Source organism: Providencia sp. PROV024, from assembly GCF_032709665.1.
Classification (GTDB): domain Bacteria; phylum Pseudomonadota; class Gammaproteobacteria; order Enterobacterales; family Enterobacteriaceae; genus Providencia; species Providencia huashanensis.
In genome coordinates, this window is record NZ_CP120545.1 from 2,019,477 (window position 1) to 2,038,636 (window position 19,160).

At 40.8% G+C, this 19,160-nt stretch carries 18 protein-coding genes; 9 read left to right on the top strand and 9 right to left on the bottom strand.

The window, feature by feature from the left end; translation table 11 throughout:
* Positions 1 to 28: 28 nt before the first annotated feature.
* Positions 29 to 1,678, bottom strand: a complete 1,650-nt coding sequence (locus tag P3L56_RS09355; RefSeq protein WP_272686005.1) for an alpha-keto acid decarboxylase family protein — start codon at positions 1,676 to 1,678, stop codon at positions 29 to 31.
* 124 nt (positions 1,679 to 1,802) lie between these two features.
* On the opposite strand from P3L56_RS09355, the gene P3L56_RS09360 reads away from it, so the two are divergent.
* Positions 1,803 to 2,696 carry a LysR family transcriptional regulator gene (locus tag P3L56_RS09360; protein WP_042843944.1) on the top strand — a complete coding sequence of 298 codons (894 nt, stop codon included), beginning with the start codon at positions 1,803 to 1,805 and terminating at the stop codon, positions 2,694 to 2,696.
* A 192-nt stretch (positions 2,697 to 2,888) separates the two neighbouring features.
* On the opposite strand, the gene ychF is transcribed toward P3L56_RS09360, so the two are convergent.
* Both ychF and pth read right to left on the bottom strand, forming a co-directional pair.
* Complete coding sequence (gene ychF, locus P3L56_RS09365) at positions 2,889 to 3,980, bottom strand: redox-regulated ATPase YchF (RefSeq protein WP_042843943.1); 1,092 nt, start codon at positions 3,978 to 3,980, stop codon at positions 2,889 to 2,891.
* 102 nt (positions 3,981 to 4,082) lie between these two features.
* The gene (gene pth / locus P3L56_RS09370) at positions 4,083 to 4,673 is read right to left on the bottom strand and encodes an aminoacyl-tRNA hydrolase (RefSeq protein ID WP_042843942.1); all 591 of its coding nucleotides are present in this window, start codon (positions 4,671 to 4,673) and stop codon (positions 4,083 to 4,085) included.
* Between the two features lie 300 nt (positions 4,674 to 4,973).
* Here pth and ychH point away from each other — a divergent pair, with 300 nt between their 5' ends.
* On the top strand, positions 4,974 to 5,246 hold the full coding sequence (gene ychH, locus P3L56_RS09375; protein ID WP_034783625.1) for a stress-induced protein YchH: 273 nt from the start codon (positions 4,974 to 4,976) through the stop codon (positions 5,244 to 5,246).
* Between the two features lie 274 nt (positions 5,247 to 5,520).
* Here ychH and prs read toward each other — a convergent pair whose 3' ends face one another.
* Genes prs through lolB form a run of 3 tightly spaced genes read right to left on the bottom strand, consistent with a single transcriptional unit; the run spans position 5,521 to position 8,026 of the window.
* Positions 5,521 to 6,468, bottom strand: coding sequence for a ribose-phosphate diphosphokinase (gene prs / locus P3L56_RS09380; RefSeq protein ID WP_042843941.1), 948 nt, complete (start codon positions 6,466 to 6,468; stop codon positions 5,521 to 5,523).
* Between the two features lie 56 nt (positions 6,469 to 6,524).
* Positions 6,525 to 7,400 carry a 4-(cytidine 5'-diphospho)-2-C-methyl-D-erythritol kinase gene (gene ispE, locus P3L56_RS09385; RefSeq protein ID WP_048607107.1) on the bottom strand — a complete coding sequence of 292 codons (876 nt, stop codon included), beginning with the start codon at positions 7,398 to 7,400 and terminating at the stop codon, positions 6,525 to 6,527.
* Entirely contained in the window at positions 7,397 to 8,026 is a 630-nt protein-coding gene (gene lolB / locus P3L56_RS09390) for a lipoprotein insertase outer membrane protein LolB (RefSeq protein ID WP_210831770.1), read from the bottom strand. Before lolB ends, ispE begins: the two co-directional genes overlap by 4 nt.
* 628 nt (positions 8,027 to 8,654) lie before the next feature.
* On the opposite strand from lolB, the gene hemA reads away from it, so the two are divergent.
* Genes hemA through P3L56_RS09425 form a run of 7 tightly spaced genes read left to right on the top strand, consistent with a single transcriptional unit; the run spans position 8,655 to position 15,269 of the window.
* Entirely contained in the window at positions 8,655 to 9,917 is a 1,263-nt protein-coding gene (gene hemA, locus P3L56_RS09395; RefSeq protein ID WP_042843938.1) for a glutamyl-tRNA reductase, read from the top strand.
* A gap of 31 nt (positions 9,918 to 9,948) precedes the next feature.
* Entirely contained in the window at positions 9,949 to 11,031 is a 1,083-nt protein-coding gene (gene prfA, locus P3L56_RS09400; RefSeq protein ID WP_042843937.1) for a peptide chain release factor 1, read from the top strand.
* Positions 11,031 to 11,864 (top strand): peptide chain release factor N(5)-glutamine methyltransferase, encoded by an 834-nt coding sequence (gene prmC / locus P3L56_RS09405; protein WP_042843936.1) that lies wholly within the window; start codon positions 11,031 to 11,033, stop codon positions 11,862 to 11,864. The genes prfA and prmC overlap by 1 nt, the downstream gene beginning before the upstream one ends.
* Positions 11,865 to 11,887: 23 nt before the next feature.
* Positions 11,888 to 12,697 (top strand): invasion regulator SirB1, encoded by an 810-nt coding sequence (gene sirB1, locus P3L56_RS09410; protein WP_042844351.1) that lies wholly within the window; start codon positions 11,888 to 11,890, stop codon positions 12,695 to 12,697.
* A gap of 45 nt (positions 12,698 to 12,742) precedes the next feature.
* Entirely contained in the window at positions 12,743 to 13,597 is an 855-nt protein-coding gene (kdsA, locus tag P3L56_RS09415; protein WP_042843935.1) for a 3-deoxy-8-phosphooctulonate synthase, read from the top strand.
* A 12-nt stretch (positions 13,598 to 13,609) separates the two neighbouring features.
* Entirely contained in the window at positions 13,610 to 14,512 is a 903-nt protein-coding gene (locus P3L56_RS09420) for a TIGR01212 family radical SAM protein (protein ID WP_048607109.1), read from the top strand.
* 22 nt (positions 14,513 to 14,534) lie between these two features.
* Positions 14,535 to 15,269, top strand: coding sequence for a tetratricopeptide repeat protein (locus tag P3L56_RS09425; protein ID WP_129465860.1), 735 nt, complete (start codon positions 14,535 to 14,537; stop codon positions 15,267 to 15,269).
* A 64-nt stretch (positions 15,270 to 15,333) separates the two neighbouring features.
* Here the strand turns inward: P3L56_RS09425 and dauA are convergent, their stop codons facing one another.
* The 3 genes from dauA to P3L56_RS09440 form a co-directional block, all read right to left on the bottom strand.
* On the bottom strand, positions 15,334 to 17,049 hold the full coding sequence (dauA, locus tag P3L56_RS09430) for a C4-dicarboxylic acid transporter DauA (RefSeq protein WP_129465861.1): 1,716 nt from the start codon (positions 17,047 to 17,049) through the stop codon (positions 15,334 to 15,336).
* Positions 17,050 to 17,323: 274 nt separating this feature from the next.
* On the bottom strand, positions 17,324 to 17,725 hold the full coding sequence (locus P3L56_RS09435) for a hypothetical protein (RefSeq protein WP_198861353.1): 402 nt from the start codon (positions 17,723 to 17,725) through the stop codon (positions 17,324 to 17,326).
* Complete coding sequence (locus tag P3L56_RS09440) at positions 17,725 to 19,062, bottom strand: phosphatase PAP2/dual specificity phosphatase family protein (protein WP_210831958.1); 1,338 nt, start codon at positions 19,060 to 19,062, stop codon at positions 17,725 to 17,727. Before P3L56_RS09440 ends, P3L56_RS09435 begins: the two co-directional genes overlap by 1 nt.
* Between the last annotated feature and the right edge of the window lie 98 nt (positions 19,063 to 19,160).

Genomic DNA, 19,160 nt, shown 5'->3' on the forward strand with positions numbered 1-19,160 from the left:
AAACACCGAGGGTACCGAACACTCTGGTTTAAAACGAATATAATGAAGCAATAGAATCACCGAGTTTTTGTGCGAGTTCAGATGCGGCATACCTATCCATAACGATCTCTATATAAGCAGCATTATCTGATAACTCTGCTGCTTTTATTGCGGCATCTAGCTCGTTACAATCAGTGACTCTCTGGCAATACCAATTTGTACACCCTAGTGCTGCGGATAATTGTGCATAATTCCATTGAGCTATATCATTGTAATAAGCTTCAGGGTTTTTACAGAGTAAGCGCTCAATTAGGTAACCATCATTATTGAGTACAAAAATAATGGGTTTTAAACCAAAACGGGCAAACTGACTAATTTCTTGTACTGTCAATTGGTGTGAACCTTCCCCTGTGACTAGAATAACACGTCGCTGTGGTGCAGCGATGGCCGCGCCAAAGGCAGCGGGGGTCGCCCAGCCAATCGAACCCCATAGAGTCTGGTTATAGACCTGAGCATTTTCAGGTAATAAGGCGAAACCTAAGCCCATGGAAGCGGTGCCTGTTTCCGTAATAATAATATCATCCTTTTTAAACATTTTTTCTAGGCGTGGATAGAGGTAGGCGGCGGTAATTTTCCCTTGTTGATTTTGAATTGGTTCTCCGAGCCCTTGTGCTGTGATGCCTCGATGGTTTAATGATGGGGCTAGCCTTTTCAGTTCGCTAAGCACGTCTTTCATATAAACTTGTGGATAAACGGCAGAGCCTATTTTGACATGGTCTGCTAGAATATTAATCCAGTTTTCCACTTTAACAGTTGCGGTAAAACTCCCTGAATTAAAATCAGTTAATACAGCCCCTATACCTAAAATACAGTCACAATTTTCAACAAATTCAGCGACAGCATGGTTCATTAATTGGCCATTATAAATCCCCATATAGCTCGGATTAGACTCACTTAAAATAGCTTTATCCATAAACATGGTTGCATAAGGAAGCCCTGTTTTATTGATAATAGTTTGAACATCGTCAGCTAAGCCGAGTCGAGCCGTTAAAATACCGGGAATAACGCAGGCTTGTGAGCTTGAATTGAGTTTTTCTATGATAGCGGTTACTGCAGCTGATAGTGACTCGTCATTACTTTTATGTATAGTGATTGTTTCAGTGTTTTCATCTGCGATGACAGGCATGACTGCGTAGTCAGAGGGAAAACCTAGGTAAACAGGGCGCCGCTCATGTAAGGCTGTCGTGATTAAACGTTCGGTTTCTGCTATGCAGTTTTCAGGTGTTAAAATGGCATGAGCACAGCTTAAATGTTGGCTCATTTGATAAAAAACATCAAAATCACCATTACCAAGAGAATGGTGAACTAAGCGATGTTTTTTCTGCACGCCGCTTGCTGGCATCCCTACAAGGTGGAAAATAGCAAGGTTTTCAGCATAAGAACCGGCAATACCATTTAATGCGCTCAGTTCGCCCACACCAAAGGTTGTAGACAGTGCGGCGGCACCCTTTGTCCGCGCATAGCCGTCTGCTGCATATGAGGCGTTTAATTCGTTACAATTGCCTATCCAACGCATATTTTTACTTTCACAAACTGCATCTTCAATTGGGAAGGCATAGTCACCAGCAACACCAAAAATGTCACAAATTCCAATTTCGTTTAAGCGGCTCAGAACATGTTCAATGACTGTCTTACTCATTATATTGCTCCTAGTAATTATATTAGACAAATCTTCTGCTTTATATTATTTCTAGTGCATAATTCTCTTATTTGGAAATCACATATAATCATCGTAGCTATAACTAAAAGTAATAGGTGAAGAAATGGACGTACGCGCAATACGATATTTTGTAGAGGTTGTACAACTTAATGGGTTCAGCCGAGCGGCGAAAAGCTTATTTATTACACAACCGGCAATCAGTCGAAGTATTCAAAAGTTGGAGCAGGAGCTTGGTTATATTTTATTAGTGAGGGCACCTGATGGGGTTAAGCTGACCGATGAAGGCGAAATTCTGTACCGTTACGGGGTGCAATTACTTGAACTTTTTAATAATATGAAAAAATCACTAAAAGAGAGGTCAGGACCATTAGCAGGTATCTTACATGTGGGTTTACCCCCAGTTATTGCTTCTACATATTTTGCTGACATAATCATGAAATTTAGCCAGAGTTACCCTGATATTGAGTTGAAAATTCATGAGTTAGGCACACGTAAAATGATGGATGCACTATTAAATGGAGAAGTGGAAACTGCCGCCGTTATGCTGCCATTTGACAATGAGGACTATGATTTACATATTTTTGCAACTGACCGCTTGGTACTCTTAGTGAATGAACAGCATGCATTGTTTGAGAAAGAAACGGTCAAGTTTAGTGAATTAGTGAATGAGCCTTTCATTTTCTTTTCAGATGATTTTTTAATTAATGAATTAGTTATTAGTGCATGTGGTATTTATGGGAAGCAACCAATAATTGCAGGACGTAGTCACCACCTAGATTTGGTTACTGCAATGGTTAAAGCTGGGGTTGGGGTGACATTGCTTCCTGATAGCATGTGGAATAAAAGCAATTCGAAAGGGTTATCAGCCATTTCGGTGATTGAGCCTGTACTGTCTTATGACTTAGCCTTAGCAACATTAAAAAGCAGTCACCAAAACCGCCGTGTAAAACTATGGCATGATTTGGCGGTAGAGATGCTTAAAGACCAAAGTCACTAGATTCCTGGTGTTTATTACTAAAAAATACGATGCAGGACGAAGCAAGTAGGGGCGGGTTTAAATGCATTGAGGCATTTGGTTTTATAGAAATATTGATGTTCAAGTGAAATAAAAAGTGTAAAGCCCATAGGTTTTATGCGCTTTACACTATTAGATAATAAAATGCATTAGTGTGAGAACTTAAGTGGTAGTTTACACATTAAACAGGAAGTTAAGTACATCGCCGTCTTTAACGATATAATCTTTACCTTCAGCGCGCATTTTACCTGCTTCTTTAGCACCTTGTTCGCCGCGATATTGAATAAAATCATCAAAAGCGATAGTTTGTGCGCGGATAAAGCCTTTTTCGAAGTCAGTATGAATTTTACCTGCTGCTTGTGGGGCTGTTGCTCCGACAGGAATAGTCCATGCACGTACTTCTTTGACACCCGCCGTGAAATAAGTTTGCAAGTTTAACAATTCATATCCTGCGCGAATAACGCGGTTAAGACCGGGTTCTTCGATGCCTAAATCTGCCATAAACTCATCACGTTCTTCATCTTCCAGTTCGGCAATATCAGACTCAATCGCCGCACAAACTGGAACAACGACAGAACCTTCCGCTTCAGCAATTTTATAAACGACATCTAAGAAAGGGTTATTCTCAAAGCCATCTTCATTGACGTTAGCAATGTACATGGTTGGTTTTAATGTTAAAAAGCTTAAATAACGGATTGCAGCTTTATCTTCCGCTGATAAGTCTAAAGTGCGTAACATGCCGGCTTGCTCAAGATGTGGCAAGCATTTTTCTAAAGCTTCTAATTCTGCTTTTGCGTCTTTATCGCCACCTTTAGCCCGTTTTTGTACACGGTGAATAGCACGCTCGCAGGTATCGAGATCGGCTAATGCTAGCTCTGTATTAATGACTTCAATATCTTCTGCTGGGTTAACTTGACCTGCAACGTGAATAATATTGTCATTTTCAAAACAACGGACGACATGACCGATAGCTTCAGTTTCACGAATATTAGTTAAAAACTGGTTACCTAGGCCTTCACCTTTGGATGCGCCTTTCACTAAGCCCGCAATATCCACAAATTCCATAGTGGTTGGTAAAATACGTTGTGGCTTTACAATCTCAGCTAATTGCTCAAGACGTGGGTCTGGCATTGGTACAACACCCGTATTGGGTTCAATTGTACAGAAAGGAAAGTTGGCTGCTTCGATGCCGGCTTTGGTCAATGCATTGAATAGGGTGGATTTACCCACGTTAGGTAGACCAACGATACCGCATTTAAAACCCATATGTTTCTCACCTTAATAGCAAGGGGCAGACGTATGCTGCACCTAATGTTTAGAAATTGGCGCTGATTATACACAAAAAGTTGATTTTGATGAAATGAACTCTTATGCGGAGGCTTTAAAGCTATGGAGCCTATTTATTGCTTTATCCATTCCATCTGTAAGTAGAATATCAGTGCATCTTGTTGCTTCATCAATAGCGTCATCAATGAGCTTTTGTTCAGAAAGCGGGGGCTTACCGAGCACAAAGCCAACAACTTTGTTTTTATCACCGGGGTGCCCAATACCAATACGTAAACGGTAAAAGTTAGGGTTATTGGCAAATTTACTTTGAATATCCTTTAAACCGTTATGGCCGCCATTACTGCCGCCTAATTTCATTTTCGCTACGCCGGGTGGCAAGTCGAGTTCATCATGGGCGACTAAAATTTCATCAAGGTTAATACGATAAAAATTAGCGATGGCCGCAACGGATTTACCGCTAAGATTCATAAATGTGGTTGGAACTAATAAGCGAATATCATTGCCAGCCATGTTTATACGTGCGGTATAACCGAAAAACTTAGCTTCTTCTTTTAACGGTTGATTATGGCGCTCGGCCAGTAAATCGACATACCATGCCCCTGCGTTGTGACGTGTTTGTGCATATTCCGCACCTGGATTTGCAAGTCCAACAATTAATTTAATTTTGCTCACGGCGACTATTTCACTGTCAGTTTATGGAAGTAATACGCTAGTTTACCTTGAGAAATGGGAGATGTACAAAATTGTCATGGGTAAAATTACCCTAAGTATAGTTACGCTATAAATTATTCGGATTTTCTATTTTTTTGATAAAGAGCATTTTTTGTGTAGAAATCCTAGCTAACTTCCTTCCTTGTGATGCTCATCGCAAAAAATTTTACTTAATGCACTATAATCATTACATAAATATAAAGTATTACCGAATTTTTTTACACATGCTTACTTATCAGTTTACTGGTACTGGAGGTATATATGAAACGGAAAAGCGCTCATCTTCTTGGTAATGTTCTTATGGGAATAGGGATGGTTTTAATGATAGGGAGCATAGGCATCAACTTATTCTCTCATATTGTTAATCTCAATCTTTCTGAGCTTGTTACTAATGGTTCCCTGTTTGGTATTTTCATCGGTGCTATTGTTTGGCTTACGGGTGCGAGAGTCGGTGGCCGAGAAAAAGTTGCAGACCGTTATTGGTTGTTAAAACGCCATTATCATTCACGTAGGGATAATCACCGTTATCCATAAATAGTGACTAGTTTATAGGGCGTGTTGATGTTATTAACGGCTAGGTGAGAGTGGAAGTCAGGTGAGTTTCACTCTTGCAAGTGTAATGTCACAAAAACTTTTTGTTTTTTGAGTAAGTTGGTTATTTTTATGGCTTAAGGCGTCATAGAAATAGGTATCTATAGTTTATTTTCTTTCTAAAATCATAAAGCCCCTACAGTTATTTCTGTAGGGGCTTGTATTTTTGTGGTGACATTTAATCGTTGTCAGAACGCTAAAAACCAGCTAACGGGAATTAGTGCTCAAACATCGCTGAAATTGATTCTTCGTTGCTAATACGACGAATTGCTTCAGCCAACATACCTGAAAGTGTTAAAGTACGAACATTGCTCAGCGCTTTAATTTCAGGTGAAAGAGGGATAGTGTCACAAACAATGACTTCATCAATGACTGAATTTTTGATGTTGTCTACAGCATTACCTGAGAAAATTGGGTGAGTAGCGTATGCGAACACACGTTTTGCACCACGTTCTTTCAGTGCTTCAGCTGCTTTACACAGAGTTCCACCGGTATCAATCATATCGTCAACTAAGATGCAGTCACGACCTGAAACATCACCAATGATATGCATAACTTGAGAAACGTTTGCACGAGGACGACGTTTGTCAATAATTGCCATATCAGTGTCATTCAGGAGTTTTGCGATAGCCCTAGCACGTACCACGCCGCCGATGTCTGGGGATACAACGATTGGGTTTTCCAAATCTTTCTGTAGCATATCTTCCAGAAGGATAGGACTACCAAATACGTTATCAACAGGAACATCAAAGAAGCCCTGGATCTGCTCTGCGTGTAAATCGACAGTGAGAACACGGTCTACACCTACACTTGACAGAAAATCGGCAACAACTTTAGCGGTGATTGGTACACGGGCAGAACGTACGCGACGATCCTGTCTTGCATAACCGAAGTAAGGGATAACAGCGGTAATACGACCAGCAGAAGCACGGCGTAGGGCATCGACCATAACAACCAGTTCCATCAGGTTATCATTGGTTGGTGCACAAGTTGACTGGATGATAAAAATATCACCACCGCGAACATTTTCATTAATTTGAACACTGACTTCGCCGTCGCTAAAACGACCAACAGCCGCGTCTCCAAGATTAGTGTAAAGGCGGTTAGCAACACGTTGTGCTAGTTCCGGTGTAGCGTTACCAGCAAAAAGCTTCATATCGGGCACGAGAAAAACCTCAGGCTTGCGTCCAGAGAGATATTGTTGACCAATAGCGACAGTGCTTATTGGTGCAATACACGGGTTATCCCAGCGCGGAATTTGTGCAGAGGGGAAACATTAACTCCTTGAGCTACGAACCCTTGCACCCACGATGGGGCTTGATTTAACACCTGTAGGGCATCCGCTTGTGTTTCAAATTCAGAAAAAACACATGCGCCTGTTCCTGTCAGGCGAGACGGAGCATATTCTAACAGCCAAGAAACAAGCTGTTCAACCTCACGAAAACGTTTTCTTGCGATTGGTTCGCAGTCATTAGCGTACGGAGCCAGTAATAATGCGGCTAGGGAGCGTTTTGGAGAATTTCGATTTAATTGCGGATCTGTGAAGATCATCGGGGTTGATATTTCAATTCCGGGGTGGGCGACTAAATACCATTTCTCTTTGGGGGAAGCTTTGGTTAAAATTTCACCTATGCCTTCAGCGAAAGCAGCATGACCACGAACAAATACAGGGACATCTGCACCCAATGTTGCCCCAAGTTCAGCCAGAGTTTCATCAGTAACTTGAGTCCCCCAGTGCTCATTAAGTGCAATTAAGGTGGTAGCAGCGTTAGATGAGCCGCCACCAATACCACCGCCCATTGGTAATATTTTATGGATAGAAAGGTCTGCGCCTAACGGGCCAGAATACTGTAATACTTGTCGACAGTATGTTTGTAGCAGTTTTGCCGCACGTAAAATTAAATTTTTATCGGCAGGGACGCCCGCCATCTCTGTCAATAAATTTAGCTGGTCATCTTGACGAGTTGTGACGGTGATTTCATCGCCGTAATCCACAAATTGAAATAAAGTTTGCAACTCATGGTAGCCATCAGAGCGCTGGCCAGTAATATATAAAAAAAGATTCAATTTTGCAGGAGAGGGCCATGTTAATGTCATTTTTTCAGTGTCCAGCTATCCATTTTCAATTTAATTAATCTATCACCTTGGCGTAGTTCAAGGTAATTTGGCAGCATCGGGGATGTTTTGCTGTCATAAGAGATATAATTAAGTTGCCATTTTTCACCATTATTTTCAAAAGTGACACTTTTTAAGAGGTGGTTTTCATCTAAGGTAAAATCTGTGGCACGGCCTGGAGAGCCGGTCAGCCAAGCTGTTAAGTCATCGATGGGGATTTCCATCCCAGTCAACTGATAAATTAACTCGTTAGGGACATCGCTCATATGTGTTTGCCCGTCTTTGGTCGTTAAACGTGCTAAATCAGGTTCAACAGTTAGCTCAAGTTCACGACTCCCCAATGGGTTAGTGAGTAAAAGACGGTACTTTTCAGGGGTATATTGTTGCCAGAAAAACTTAGCGTAAGTTTTGGTTTCGCCACCATTATAAGCGAATGACCCGCGTGTTTGGTAATCACGTAATTGGCTTAATTCTTGTTGATGGGCTTTCCACTGGCTATCTGTAGCAGAGCTAGTCCCTTTAGTGGTGTTTTGTGACGTTGTCACGCAAGCAGTAAGGAGCAGGCAAGACAGCGGGAGCAAGCGTAGCAAACGGACATTGGGACGAATAAAGGGTAACATTTGGGTTAATTGCATATCAAATCTCAAAGTTGTATTCGGTGCCGATAGCGGCATCCATTGAGTTACTGGCATTGAGCTAGTTTAGCGGTTTTGTGTTGTCGGAGTCACTTAATGGTCTAGATGATAAATAGGATAGCGAGCTAATATCAATAGAACATTCCCCATTACATGCAGATAACATAGTGTAATAATAAGAAAAATAGTGCGCTAAAATTGCTAACCAATCAATCAGATTCCTATTATTTAATTTACTATGCAGGAAAAGTAACGGCAAACAGCCAGCGTTTGCTTTCTGTGCGAAATAATTGCATTCTTTATGCATCTTATTGTAGTTAATAATGATGTGGCTGATAATTGGTAACGATATATTAATAAATTATAAAACCGATATCTGCTTTAACCTGTAAAAACAGCCATTGAAAGCCATTTTTTTGGTTTATTTTTTGGTGTTGGTCATCTTTCTGAGGGTTAGCGCTTTGCAAACCGTAGAAAGAGGGGCGCGGATCATTTACAATAGAAAAATATAAATAACAGTACTGCCAATGGTTAACTTAATTGATAGGCGCTACTGAAAATAATTAGCAATGTAAGCAATGTGAGTAAGTCGTAAAGCACAATGACCTTATTAGCCTTAGGCATCAACCATAAAACAGCACCTGTTGCCCTGCGTGAGCGGGTAACGTTTGGTCCTGAAAAAATAGACTACGCACTTGAGGACCTACTTAAGCAGCCCCAAGTGAGTGGTGGCGTTGTGCTGTCTACCTGTAATAGAACAGAGCTATACCTGAGCCTTGAATCGCAAGATCGGGCTCAAGAACAGCTAGTGAAATGGTTGTGTGATTTTCACGGTATTACCCCAAAAGATTTACAACCCAGTTTGTATTGGCATCAAGATGATAGAGCAGTTAGTCACCTAATGCGTGTAGCAAGTGGTTTGGATTCCTTGGTACTAGGGGAACCACAAATCTTAGGGCAAGTGAAAAAAGCGTTTGCACTTTCACAAGGCAACCATTCGTTATCAAGTGAGCTGGAGCGTCTTTTTCAAAAATCTTTTTCGGTTGCTAAGCGTGTACGTACAGAAACCGAAATTGGGGCGAATGCCGTTTCAGTCGCATTTGCAGCTTGTACACTTGCTCGGCAAATTTTTGAATCACTCAAGCACTTAAATATTTTGTTAGTCGGCGCAGGTGAAACTATCGAGCTTGTTGCTCGCCATTTACGTGAACATGGTGTGCAAAAAATGATGATAGCGAACCGGACTCGTGAACGGGCAGAACTATTAGCCAATGAAGTGAATGCTCAGGTGATTTCGTTATCAGATATTGATAACCGCTTAGCGGAAGCAGATATTGTCATTAGTTCTACAGCAAGCCCACTACCTATTATCGGTAAAGGGATGGTTGAACGCGCAATGAAAGTGCGCCGCAGTAAACCAATGTTGTTGATTGACATTGCAGTTCCCCGTGATATAGAACAAGATGTTGAAAAATTAAGGGATGTGTATCTCTATACTGTGGATGATCTTGAATCTATCATTGCACAGAACCTTGCTCAGAGAAAAGCAGCCGCCGTTGAAGCTGAATTTATTGTTGAGCAAGAAAGTAGTCACTTTATGGATTGGTTACGCTCACAAGCGGCAGTGTCTACAATTCGCGATTATAGAGCACAAGCTGAGGTCATTCGGGCTAATATGGCTGAAAAAGCGTTAATGGCAATTCGCCAAGGCGCAGACCCTGAGCAAGTGATCACGCAATTATCGCAACAATTAACCAATCGTCTTATTCACGCCCCAACCAAATCCTTGCAACAAGCAGCAGGAAATGGTGATATTGAGCGTCTAAATCTACTTAGGGACAGCTTAGGGCTGGACCATCAATAACCACTTTTTAATCATAGGTCTGATATAACGAATGAAGCCTTCTATTGTCGCAAAACTAGAAGCATTACAAGAACGCTACGAAGAAATTGAAGCGCACCTTGCCGATGCGGGTGTGATTGCCGATCAAGACCGTTTTCGTGCTTTATCTAAAGAATATTCTCAATTATCTGATGTGGCTAAATGCTTCACCGCATGGCGTACAGTACAGGATGATATTGAAACAGCAGAATTACTGCTGGATGATCCTGAAATGAAAGAGATGGCTCAAGAAGAGCTAAAAGAAGCGAAAGCGCGCAATGAAGAGCTAGAACAGCAGTTACAATTATTGTTACTTCCAAAAGATCCTGATGATGAATATAACTGTTTTGTTGAAATCCGTGCTGGAGCTGGGGGCGATGAAGCCGCTATTTTCGCAGGTGACTTATTCCGTATGTATAGTCGTTATGCAGAAAATAATCGTTGGCGAGTGGAATTAATGAGCACCAGTGATGGTGAGCATGGTGGTTTTAAAGAAGTCATTGCCAAAATTTCAGGGGACAGCGTATACGGGCGTTTGAAGTTCGAATCAGGAGGTCACCGAGTTCAGCGTGTCCCTGAAACTGAATCACAAGGCCGTATTCACACATCAGCGTGTACCGTCGCTATTTTGCCAGAACTCCCTGAAGCGGAATTGCCTGAAATCAGCCCAGCAGACCTGCGTATCGATACATTCCGTTCATCGGGAGCGGGTGGTCAGCACGTAAACACAACTGACTCAGCGATTCGTATTACGCACATCCCAACAGGGATCGTGGTTGAATGCCAAGATGAGCGTTCTCAGCATAAAAATAAAGCGAAAGCAATGTCTGTGCTAGGTGCTCGTATTCGCCAAGCTGAAATGGATAAACGCCATGCAGCAGAGGCTTCTGAGCGCCGAAATCTATTAGGAACAGGTGACCGTTCTGACCGCATTCGCACATATAATTTCCCTCAAGGGCGTGTGACAGATCACCGCATCAACCTAACTTTGTATCGTTTAGATGAAGTAATGGAAGGGAAATTAGATTCGTTAATCCAACCAATTATTAACGAATACCAAGCAGACCAACTTTCAGCGTTGTCTGAGCAGGAATAATGCAGTACACAGAATGGCTAAAGCAGGCAGCTAACCGGCTGTCTGCAAGTGACAGTGCAAAGCGTGACGCAGAGATTTTGCTGGAACATGTGACAGGCCGTAGTCGTACCTATCTATTTGCTTTTGGTGAAACAACATTAAAAGCAGAAGAGTTTCAACATGCAGAATCACTTTTGCAACGAAGAGAAAAAGGTGAGCCGATTGCCTATATCGTTGGCGAACGTGAGTTCTGGTCACTTCCGCTGTATGTTTCTCCCGCCACATTAATTCCTAGGCCTGATACAGAATGTATCGTCGAGCAGGCTTTATCTCGTTTAACAGAACAATCCAGCCAATTATTGGATTTAGGTACTGGAACTGGGGCAATTGCACTAGCTTTGGCATCTGAGATGCCTAAAAGCAAGGTTATCGGTGTAGATTTTAACCCTGATGCGGTTAAACTTGCTCAACGAAATCAACAGCGATTAAATATTTCAAATGTGCAATTTATACAAAGTGATTGGTTCGCTTCACTATCTCTTCAACAATTTGATATGATTATTAGTAATCCGCCTTACATTGACGAAAATGATAATCACCTAAGTGAAGGGGATGTGCGTTTTGAACCTTTAACGGCTTTAGTCGCTGAAAATGAAGGGTTAGCCGATTTAGCACATATTATTCAAGAGTCTAAAAAATATATTAAGAATCAAGGGTGGTTACTACTTGAACACGGTTGGACACAAGGTCCCGCGGTGCGTGGTTTATTTAAAGAACATGGGTACACCAAAATTGAGACATGTCTTGATTATGGTGGACGAGAAAGAATTTCACTTGGTCAATGGAATGGTTAAGTGGGCACAGCAGTGGAAATGTAATGAAAACCATAGCGAATATAGAATTTAACCAACTCCCCTTAAGTGAAGGGATCATGGCCGTTTCACAATGTATCCGCCATGATTTTCCACTAATGAAAGTGCAAGCTCAGTTAGATAGTTTAGTTTCAGCGGCACAAACAGCTATTGATTTACAAGCTGATAATGAGTCAAAAATTGAACAACTTATTACTTTGTTCTATCGGGATTGGTCATTTGGCCCGGCAGAAGGGATTTATTCACTGTCTGATATGTTGTGGCTTGATAAAGTATTATCTTCCAAGCAAGGGACGCCCGTATCCCTAGGTTCGCTTTTTTTATATATTGCAGAGCGTTTAGGTATAGAGATAGCGCCAGCGATTTTCCCGACACAATTATTGTTCATTGCAGAAAAAAATGATGGTTCACAGTGGGTTATTAACCCTGTAAATGGCGATTCATTATCATTGCATACTCTTAATATGTGGTTAAAGGGCACCGTTGACCCTTTTTCTGAGTTTTTTTATGACCAACTTGAGACCGCAGAAAATAGTGTTGTTATTCGTAAAATCTTTGACACATTAAAAGCAGCGCTAATGGAAGAGAAAAAGATGGAGTTAGCGCTTAAAGTTTGCGAAACGCTACTGACACTCGACCCAGAAGACCCTTATGAAATTCGTGATCGTGGGCTAATACTTGCACATTTAGATTGCAACCATGTGGCATTAAGTGATCTCAATTACTTTATTGAACATTGCCCAGAAGACCCCGTATCTGAAATGATTAAAATACAAATTTACTCATTGGATAACCATCCAGTCATATTACATTAATTAACGTACAGACAGATAGCCTGTCTAAATATTAAAGGTAAGAGTATGCAACAGAAAGTAGTCAATATTGGTGATATCAATGTCGCGAACGACTTGCCGTTTGTGTTATTTGGCGGAATGAATGTGCTTGAATCTCGTGATATGGCGATGAAAGTGTGTGAGCATTATGTCACTGTGACGCAAAAACTGGGGGTCCCTTACGTATTTAAAGCCTCATTTGACAAGGCTAATCGTTCATCAATACATTCATATCGTGGACCAGGTCTTGAAGAAGGGATGAAAATCTTCCAAGAACTGAAACAAACCTTTGGCGTTAAAATCATTACGGATGTCCATGAACCGGCACAGGCTGCACCTGTAGCTGAAGTGGTCGATGTTATCCAATTACCTGCTTTTTTGGCGCGTCAGACCGACCTTGTCGCTGCTATGGCAAAAACGGATGCAGTCATTAATATTAAGAAACCACAATTTATTAGCCCAGGGCAAATGGGTAATATCGTTGAGAAATTTATTGAAGGCGGTAACGATAAAATTATTCTTTGCGATCGTGGTGCAAACTTTGGTTATGATAACTTAGTCGTTGATATGCTAGGTTTTAACGTGATGGTTCAATCTTCTAAAGGTTGCCCTGTCATTTTCGATGTGACGCATGCCTTACAGTGTCGTGACCCATTTGGAGCGGCATCGGGTGGTCGTCGTGGGCAAGTTGCAGAGTTAGCTAGAGCGGGTATGGCGGTGGGGATCGCCGGGTTATTCCTTGAAGCGCATCCAGACCCAGACAATGCACGTTGTGATGGCCCATCAGCACTGCCTTTAGATAAATTAGAACCATTCCTGAAGCAAATGAAAGCAATTGATGAAGTTGTTAAAAGCTTCCCTGAGTTAGATACAAGTCGCTAAATCAGACGTGACATGCAACTAACTGAAGTTGTTTCCATGTTCGGCGCTGATTTACAGCGTCGATATGGTGAAAAAATTTATAAAATCACGTTACATGGTGGTTTTAGTTGCCCAAACCGTGATGGTACTCTCGGTCGAGGCGGTTGTACGTTTTGTAATGTCGCTTCCTTTTCAGATGAAAGCCAATCTTCGCAAACAATTAGCGAGCAAATTAATCATCAAGTCTCCCGCATTTCTCGAGCAAAGCGCTATCTTGCTTATTTTCAAGCTTATACAAGTACTTATGCAGAAGTGAGCCTACTCAAGAAGTTATATGAAGAGGCATTACAGCAAGCGGATATTATTGGCCTGTGTGTTGGTACTCGTCCAGACTGCGTTCCCGACTCTGTATTATCTTTATTGAGCGAATATAAAGAACAAGGCTATGAAATTTGGCTCGAACTAGGACTACAAAGCGGCCATGATAAAACATTGCATCGCATTAACCGTGGTCATGGGTTTGCTGCTTATCAGCAGACTACACAAAAAGCCCGCCGATTAGGGCTAAAAGTCTGCACCCATTTAATTTGTGGTTTACCGGGTGAGAATATGCAAATGAACATGCAGACACTCGAAAAAGTACTCAATTGTGGTACTGATGGAATTAAACTTCATCCATTACATATCGTCGAAGGCAGTGTGATGGCTAAAGGCTGGAGAGCAGGGCGCTTAGCAACACTTTCTCTTGATGAATATACTCAAATTGCAGGGGAAATGATCCGTTATACACCACCTGAAATTGTTTATCACCGCATTAGTGCTAGCGCAAGGAAACCTACCTTATTGGCACCTTTGTGGTGTGAAAATCATTGGGTTGGAATGAATAATTTATATCAGTATTTTTTAAAAAATGGCGGGCAAGGTTCTGCACTTTAATTTATTTTAATGAGAGTATTTTATGTTACGGATAAATCACACAGCTATTATAGTATCCTCTGTTTTTTTTATTTCTTTTCATTCTGTTGCTCAACTAGATATTACACCCGAAGATAAGCAGGTTTTTACCCAGACACAGCAAAAAGCAATTAATAATGATGCATTAGCACAATATCAATTAGCCGAGATGTATTTTTCTGGTTTAGGTGTTTTACAAAACCTCAATAGTGCTCGCTTGTGGGCCAATGAAGCAGCTAAGAATGGTAATGCGGATGGATATGCATTATTGGCTGATATTAGCTTATTAAATGATAGTTATTTTAAAGATGAGTTTATTGAAGCAAGGAAAAATGCAAAAAAAGCGGTTGAGTTGGGCAGTATTAGAGGGAAAATTAGCCTAGCAGAGTCTTTAATTAACCCAACTGCTGGTAAAACAGACTACGCACAGTCAGTGAATTTACTTAATGAAGTGGTTGCTCTTAATAATCCTGATTATTTTACTGCTCCAATTTGGTTAGGGGTTATCTATTTAGATGGTCAAGGTGTCCCTAAAGATGAAAAACAAGCGCAGCAATGGTTTGATAAGGCTGATGATATGACGTATCCCGGCTATGCGGAATGGATGGCTGCATTTAAATTTTCTGAAGATAATACAGGCACGGTAAGAATTGATCCGAAAAAAGCTAAAAAACTTAGGGAACTTGCTTGTGAGAAAGGTAAAAAAGCAGGAAACGAAATGTTTTGTTTAGAATATTAATGTGAAAACCGCCACGTGATTTAACGTGGCGGTTTCGAGAGTAAAGAATTAAATTGTTACAGGGTCACTTTTGGGTAGGCGCCTTACTCTGCTCTATTTCTTTAACTGCTTCCAATGCATTATCCATTGAGTTATGGAAACTCAATACACCTTCAATAGGTATAACTTTAGCGCGAGCTAATGTTTTTAATGGTTGGAACGGGATATCACAGACTAAAATATGTGTATCTTTTTGTACCGCTTCTATGAATTTCTCAAAGGCTTCTAAACCACCCGCATCAAGAACTGGTACAGCATCCCACTGCATGATAATGCTTTCATAGCCTTCACTTTTTACCCGTAGCTCATCGAAAATGCGTTCGGCTGCGGCAAAGAACAATGGGCCATTAATACGAACGACTAAGCGGCTTTTTTCTTCATCGGTTTCAGCAAGTTGTGTTGAGCGAGTCATGTTGGCGATACGACGCATAAACAGCAATGAAGCAAGAACGATACCAACGGTAATAGCAATAACCATATCAAATAGCACGGTTAAAGACATACAAAGAACTAATACAATAATGTCATCTTTTGGAGCGCGCTTAATTAGGTACATCACTTTACCAGCCGCACTCATGTTCCATGCAACGATTAATAGTAAAGCCGACATTGCTGCGAGTGGTAGGTAAGAAAGCATTGGAGCCAATACGAGCAAGGTGAGTATGACTAATATTGAGTGGATCACGGCAGATATTGGCGATGTCGCTCCAGCACGTACGTTAGCCGCAGAGCGTGCAATGGCTGCTGTTGCTGTGATACCGCCAAAAAATGGCGCTGCAATATTCCCGATACCTTGGCCAATGAGTTCACTATTTGAATGGTGCTTTTTACCTGTCATATTGTCTAATACAACAGCACAAAGTAGGGACTCAATTGCACCTAAAATAGCCATAGAAAAGGCGGCTGGCATTAATGCGGTGATCATCCCCCAGCTAATTGGTGAGCTTCCTGGGAGTTCCCACGGTAAAATAAATTGTGGAAGAATAGGCGGAATACCATTACCTTCGGTGCCATCCGGAAGTAAATAGCTAAATTCAGAACCTATAGTCGCCACTTCTTGACCAAATAATGAAAGTACCCACATCACGATAGTACCAACAACCAGAGCGGGTAAATGCCCCGGAAAGGCTAATTTTAATTTTGGCCAAAAAATAAGAACTAATAAGGTTGATAAACCAATGAGTGTGTCACTGTATTGGAGCGTTGGAAATGTGTTCCCAATCGCAATTAGCTTATCAACATAGTTTTCAGGCACATGTTCCATTTGCAAGCCAAAGAAATCTTTTATTTGCATGGTTGCTATGGTAATTGCGATACCTGAGGTAAACCCTAAAGTAACGGAAACAGGGATATACTCAATAAATTTACCAAAACGAGCAAAGCCCATGGCAAGGAGTATGATACCTGACATCAGTGTTGCCACGAGTAGCCCACTTAGCCCAAACTGTTGCGATACTGGGTATAAAATTACAACAAAAGCAGCCGTTGGCCCTGAAACGCTGTAGCGCGACCCACCAGTTATGGCAATAATAACCCCAGCAATTGCTGCAGTATATAACCCATACTGCGGTGGAACGCCACTTGCAATCGCTAGTGCCATAGCTAAAGGGATTGCGATAATCCCAACGGTAATCCCCGCGATTAAGTCTTTAACTAAGCGGGCAACGGTATATTTTTCTTTCCAACAAGAATCTATCAGCGCACTAAAAGGGCGCAAACTATTAATTTTTTTTGTACTCATTATACCCTACCAAATAACAGGGTGAAAAATAAACGAAAATGTATCTATAATGATACGCTTAGCAACCTGAAAAAAACTGTTATGTATCAATGAATCTGCAATTATCATAACGTTTTCAGTGGTGAAAGTAAAAAAAGCCATTATATTATAATGTTAAATAGCCAATTTTATTTTATTCGCCTATTTAATTTTGCCGGTTTAAATTATATTTAATTAGTGTTTTTTAGTGGGGATTAATAGTAAATAATATATTAATCACTACTAATTAATTTACTTATAATGTAACTACAGTAATTAATAACCATAACCAAAGTAATAGTACTGACAGTAATGCCCGGGTAAATAGCTGTTTGGTGCCGTACCAGCGTTGCTCCATACTTCTGTCTTTGGTTTTCCTAGGAAATAGAAAAGTTAAAGTATTATCAAAGGCTTTGGTGTTTTCTTGGTGATAGATAATTTTAAAGAAATGGTTATCTAACCAAAGTCGATAAATATAATAATGACTAATAATAAATATAATTATGGCAATAAATAAATAGTATTTATTATAATTTAAACAGAGGAATAGGCTAAACTGACAAATAAAGGATAAAAAGGAGCCCGTTGCTAAATAGCGCCAGCTATTAGTGAAAGCAATAATTATATCGCCATGATTTTTATCCATCAAAGTATTCATTATGCCACTCTATTTAAATGATATTGTGTATACCAATAGTTTAGTTGTTCTTTCGTTGCCGCATTCAAAATAACTTGTGGCCGTGCTTGTTCAACTAACGCGATTGCTTCTTCTATGTTTGTTGCATCACCATGGTGGACTAACCATGCAACAGCAACCGTAGCACTACGTGAATAGCCTAGCTTACAGTGAATGTAAACAGTACCAAATTTTGCTAGCTGGTCCATGCTATGTACTGATTTTTCGATATCTTCTGCGCTTAGTGGTAACAAATCAATTTGTGGTTGGCTACAGTAAGCTTGCCCTTCGCTATAAGTATTGCGAGGCCATTCGCAAGTCATATCTAAAACGGCTTGTGTTTGCAAAGGATAAAGCGGGCGCCCTCCCAAAACAATATACGCATTGATAATACTCGGTTGTGCACAATGTTTAGCAAAGTAATGATAGGTTCCCCAAGCAATGAGCCGATAAGGCAGTAAGAGGATAGCGGCTGAAAGGGAAATTTTGCCGTCGGGGGTTTTTTGGAAGACACTAGCGCCGGTTCCCAAATAGCCTACAGTGATAAAAAATAATGCTATTGCAGGCCAGAGTAATAACCATGCTGTACCTTGAATAAAAAAAGCTAAAGCAAAACAAAATATTGACCCTAAACCATAATTTTTACTCATTTTGAAGCTACGAGGAGAACCCGTGTAATGCCATTGCCAGCGGGTATGCATAGGTAACAAATAACTAATTATGATGCCAACAGCAAAGCCAGTTATTACATCAATAAAATGGTGCTGCCAAGTAGTGAGAACTGAAATTAAAATTAATGCAGACCAACTATGGAGCAACCAACGCCATTTGTTAGGTGTATGAGCACGAAATCGTAACCATAAGATCCATAATAAAATAATATGCAATGATGGGGCTTGGTTAAAGGGTAGGTCAAATAACTCTAAGCTATCAAACATCCAGCCAAAAAGGCCATCTGTCGTTGGGCGAGAGAAACTAAATTTAAGGGGAAATAATAAAAAACCAATACAAGCGACAACCGAAGCCATGGCGAGTCGTAACCCGTGTATCGTTTGTTCCTTACGAGTTGTGCAAATAAATAGCGATAGCCCATATAGAAGGTCGATGCTCCAATAAGGAATGATCGTCCAAGGGATAAAAGGGATCTCTGGCTCCCAAGAAAAAACAACGGAAGGGACATGGTTTAATGTTGCGGTATAAGCATTAACTTGGCCATAAGTTAGAAAGAAAAAAGGGGCTAAGAACGCGAGCCATAACAAGCCATATAATATAATTTGACGTCGTGATGGTGCTTGTTTAGGAATAGAAATTACAGTCATAGTCCTTTGCTATCTTCCTTAAAGTACGAATAGGTTAATGATAAACAATAGCCATATAAATAGGTATATATGTTGTATAAGGTCGGTTCAAATCAGCT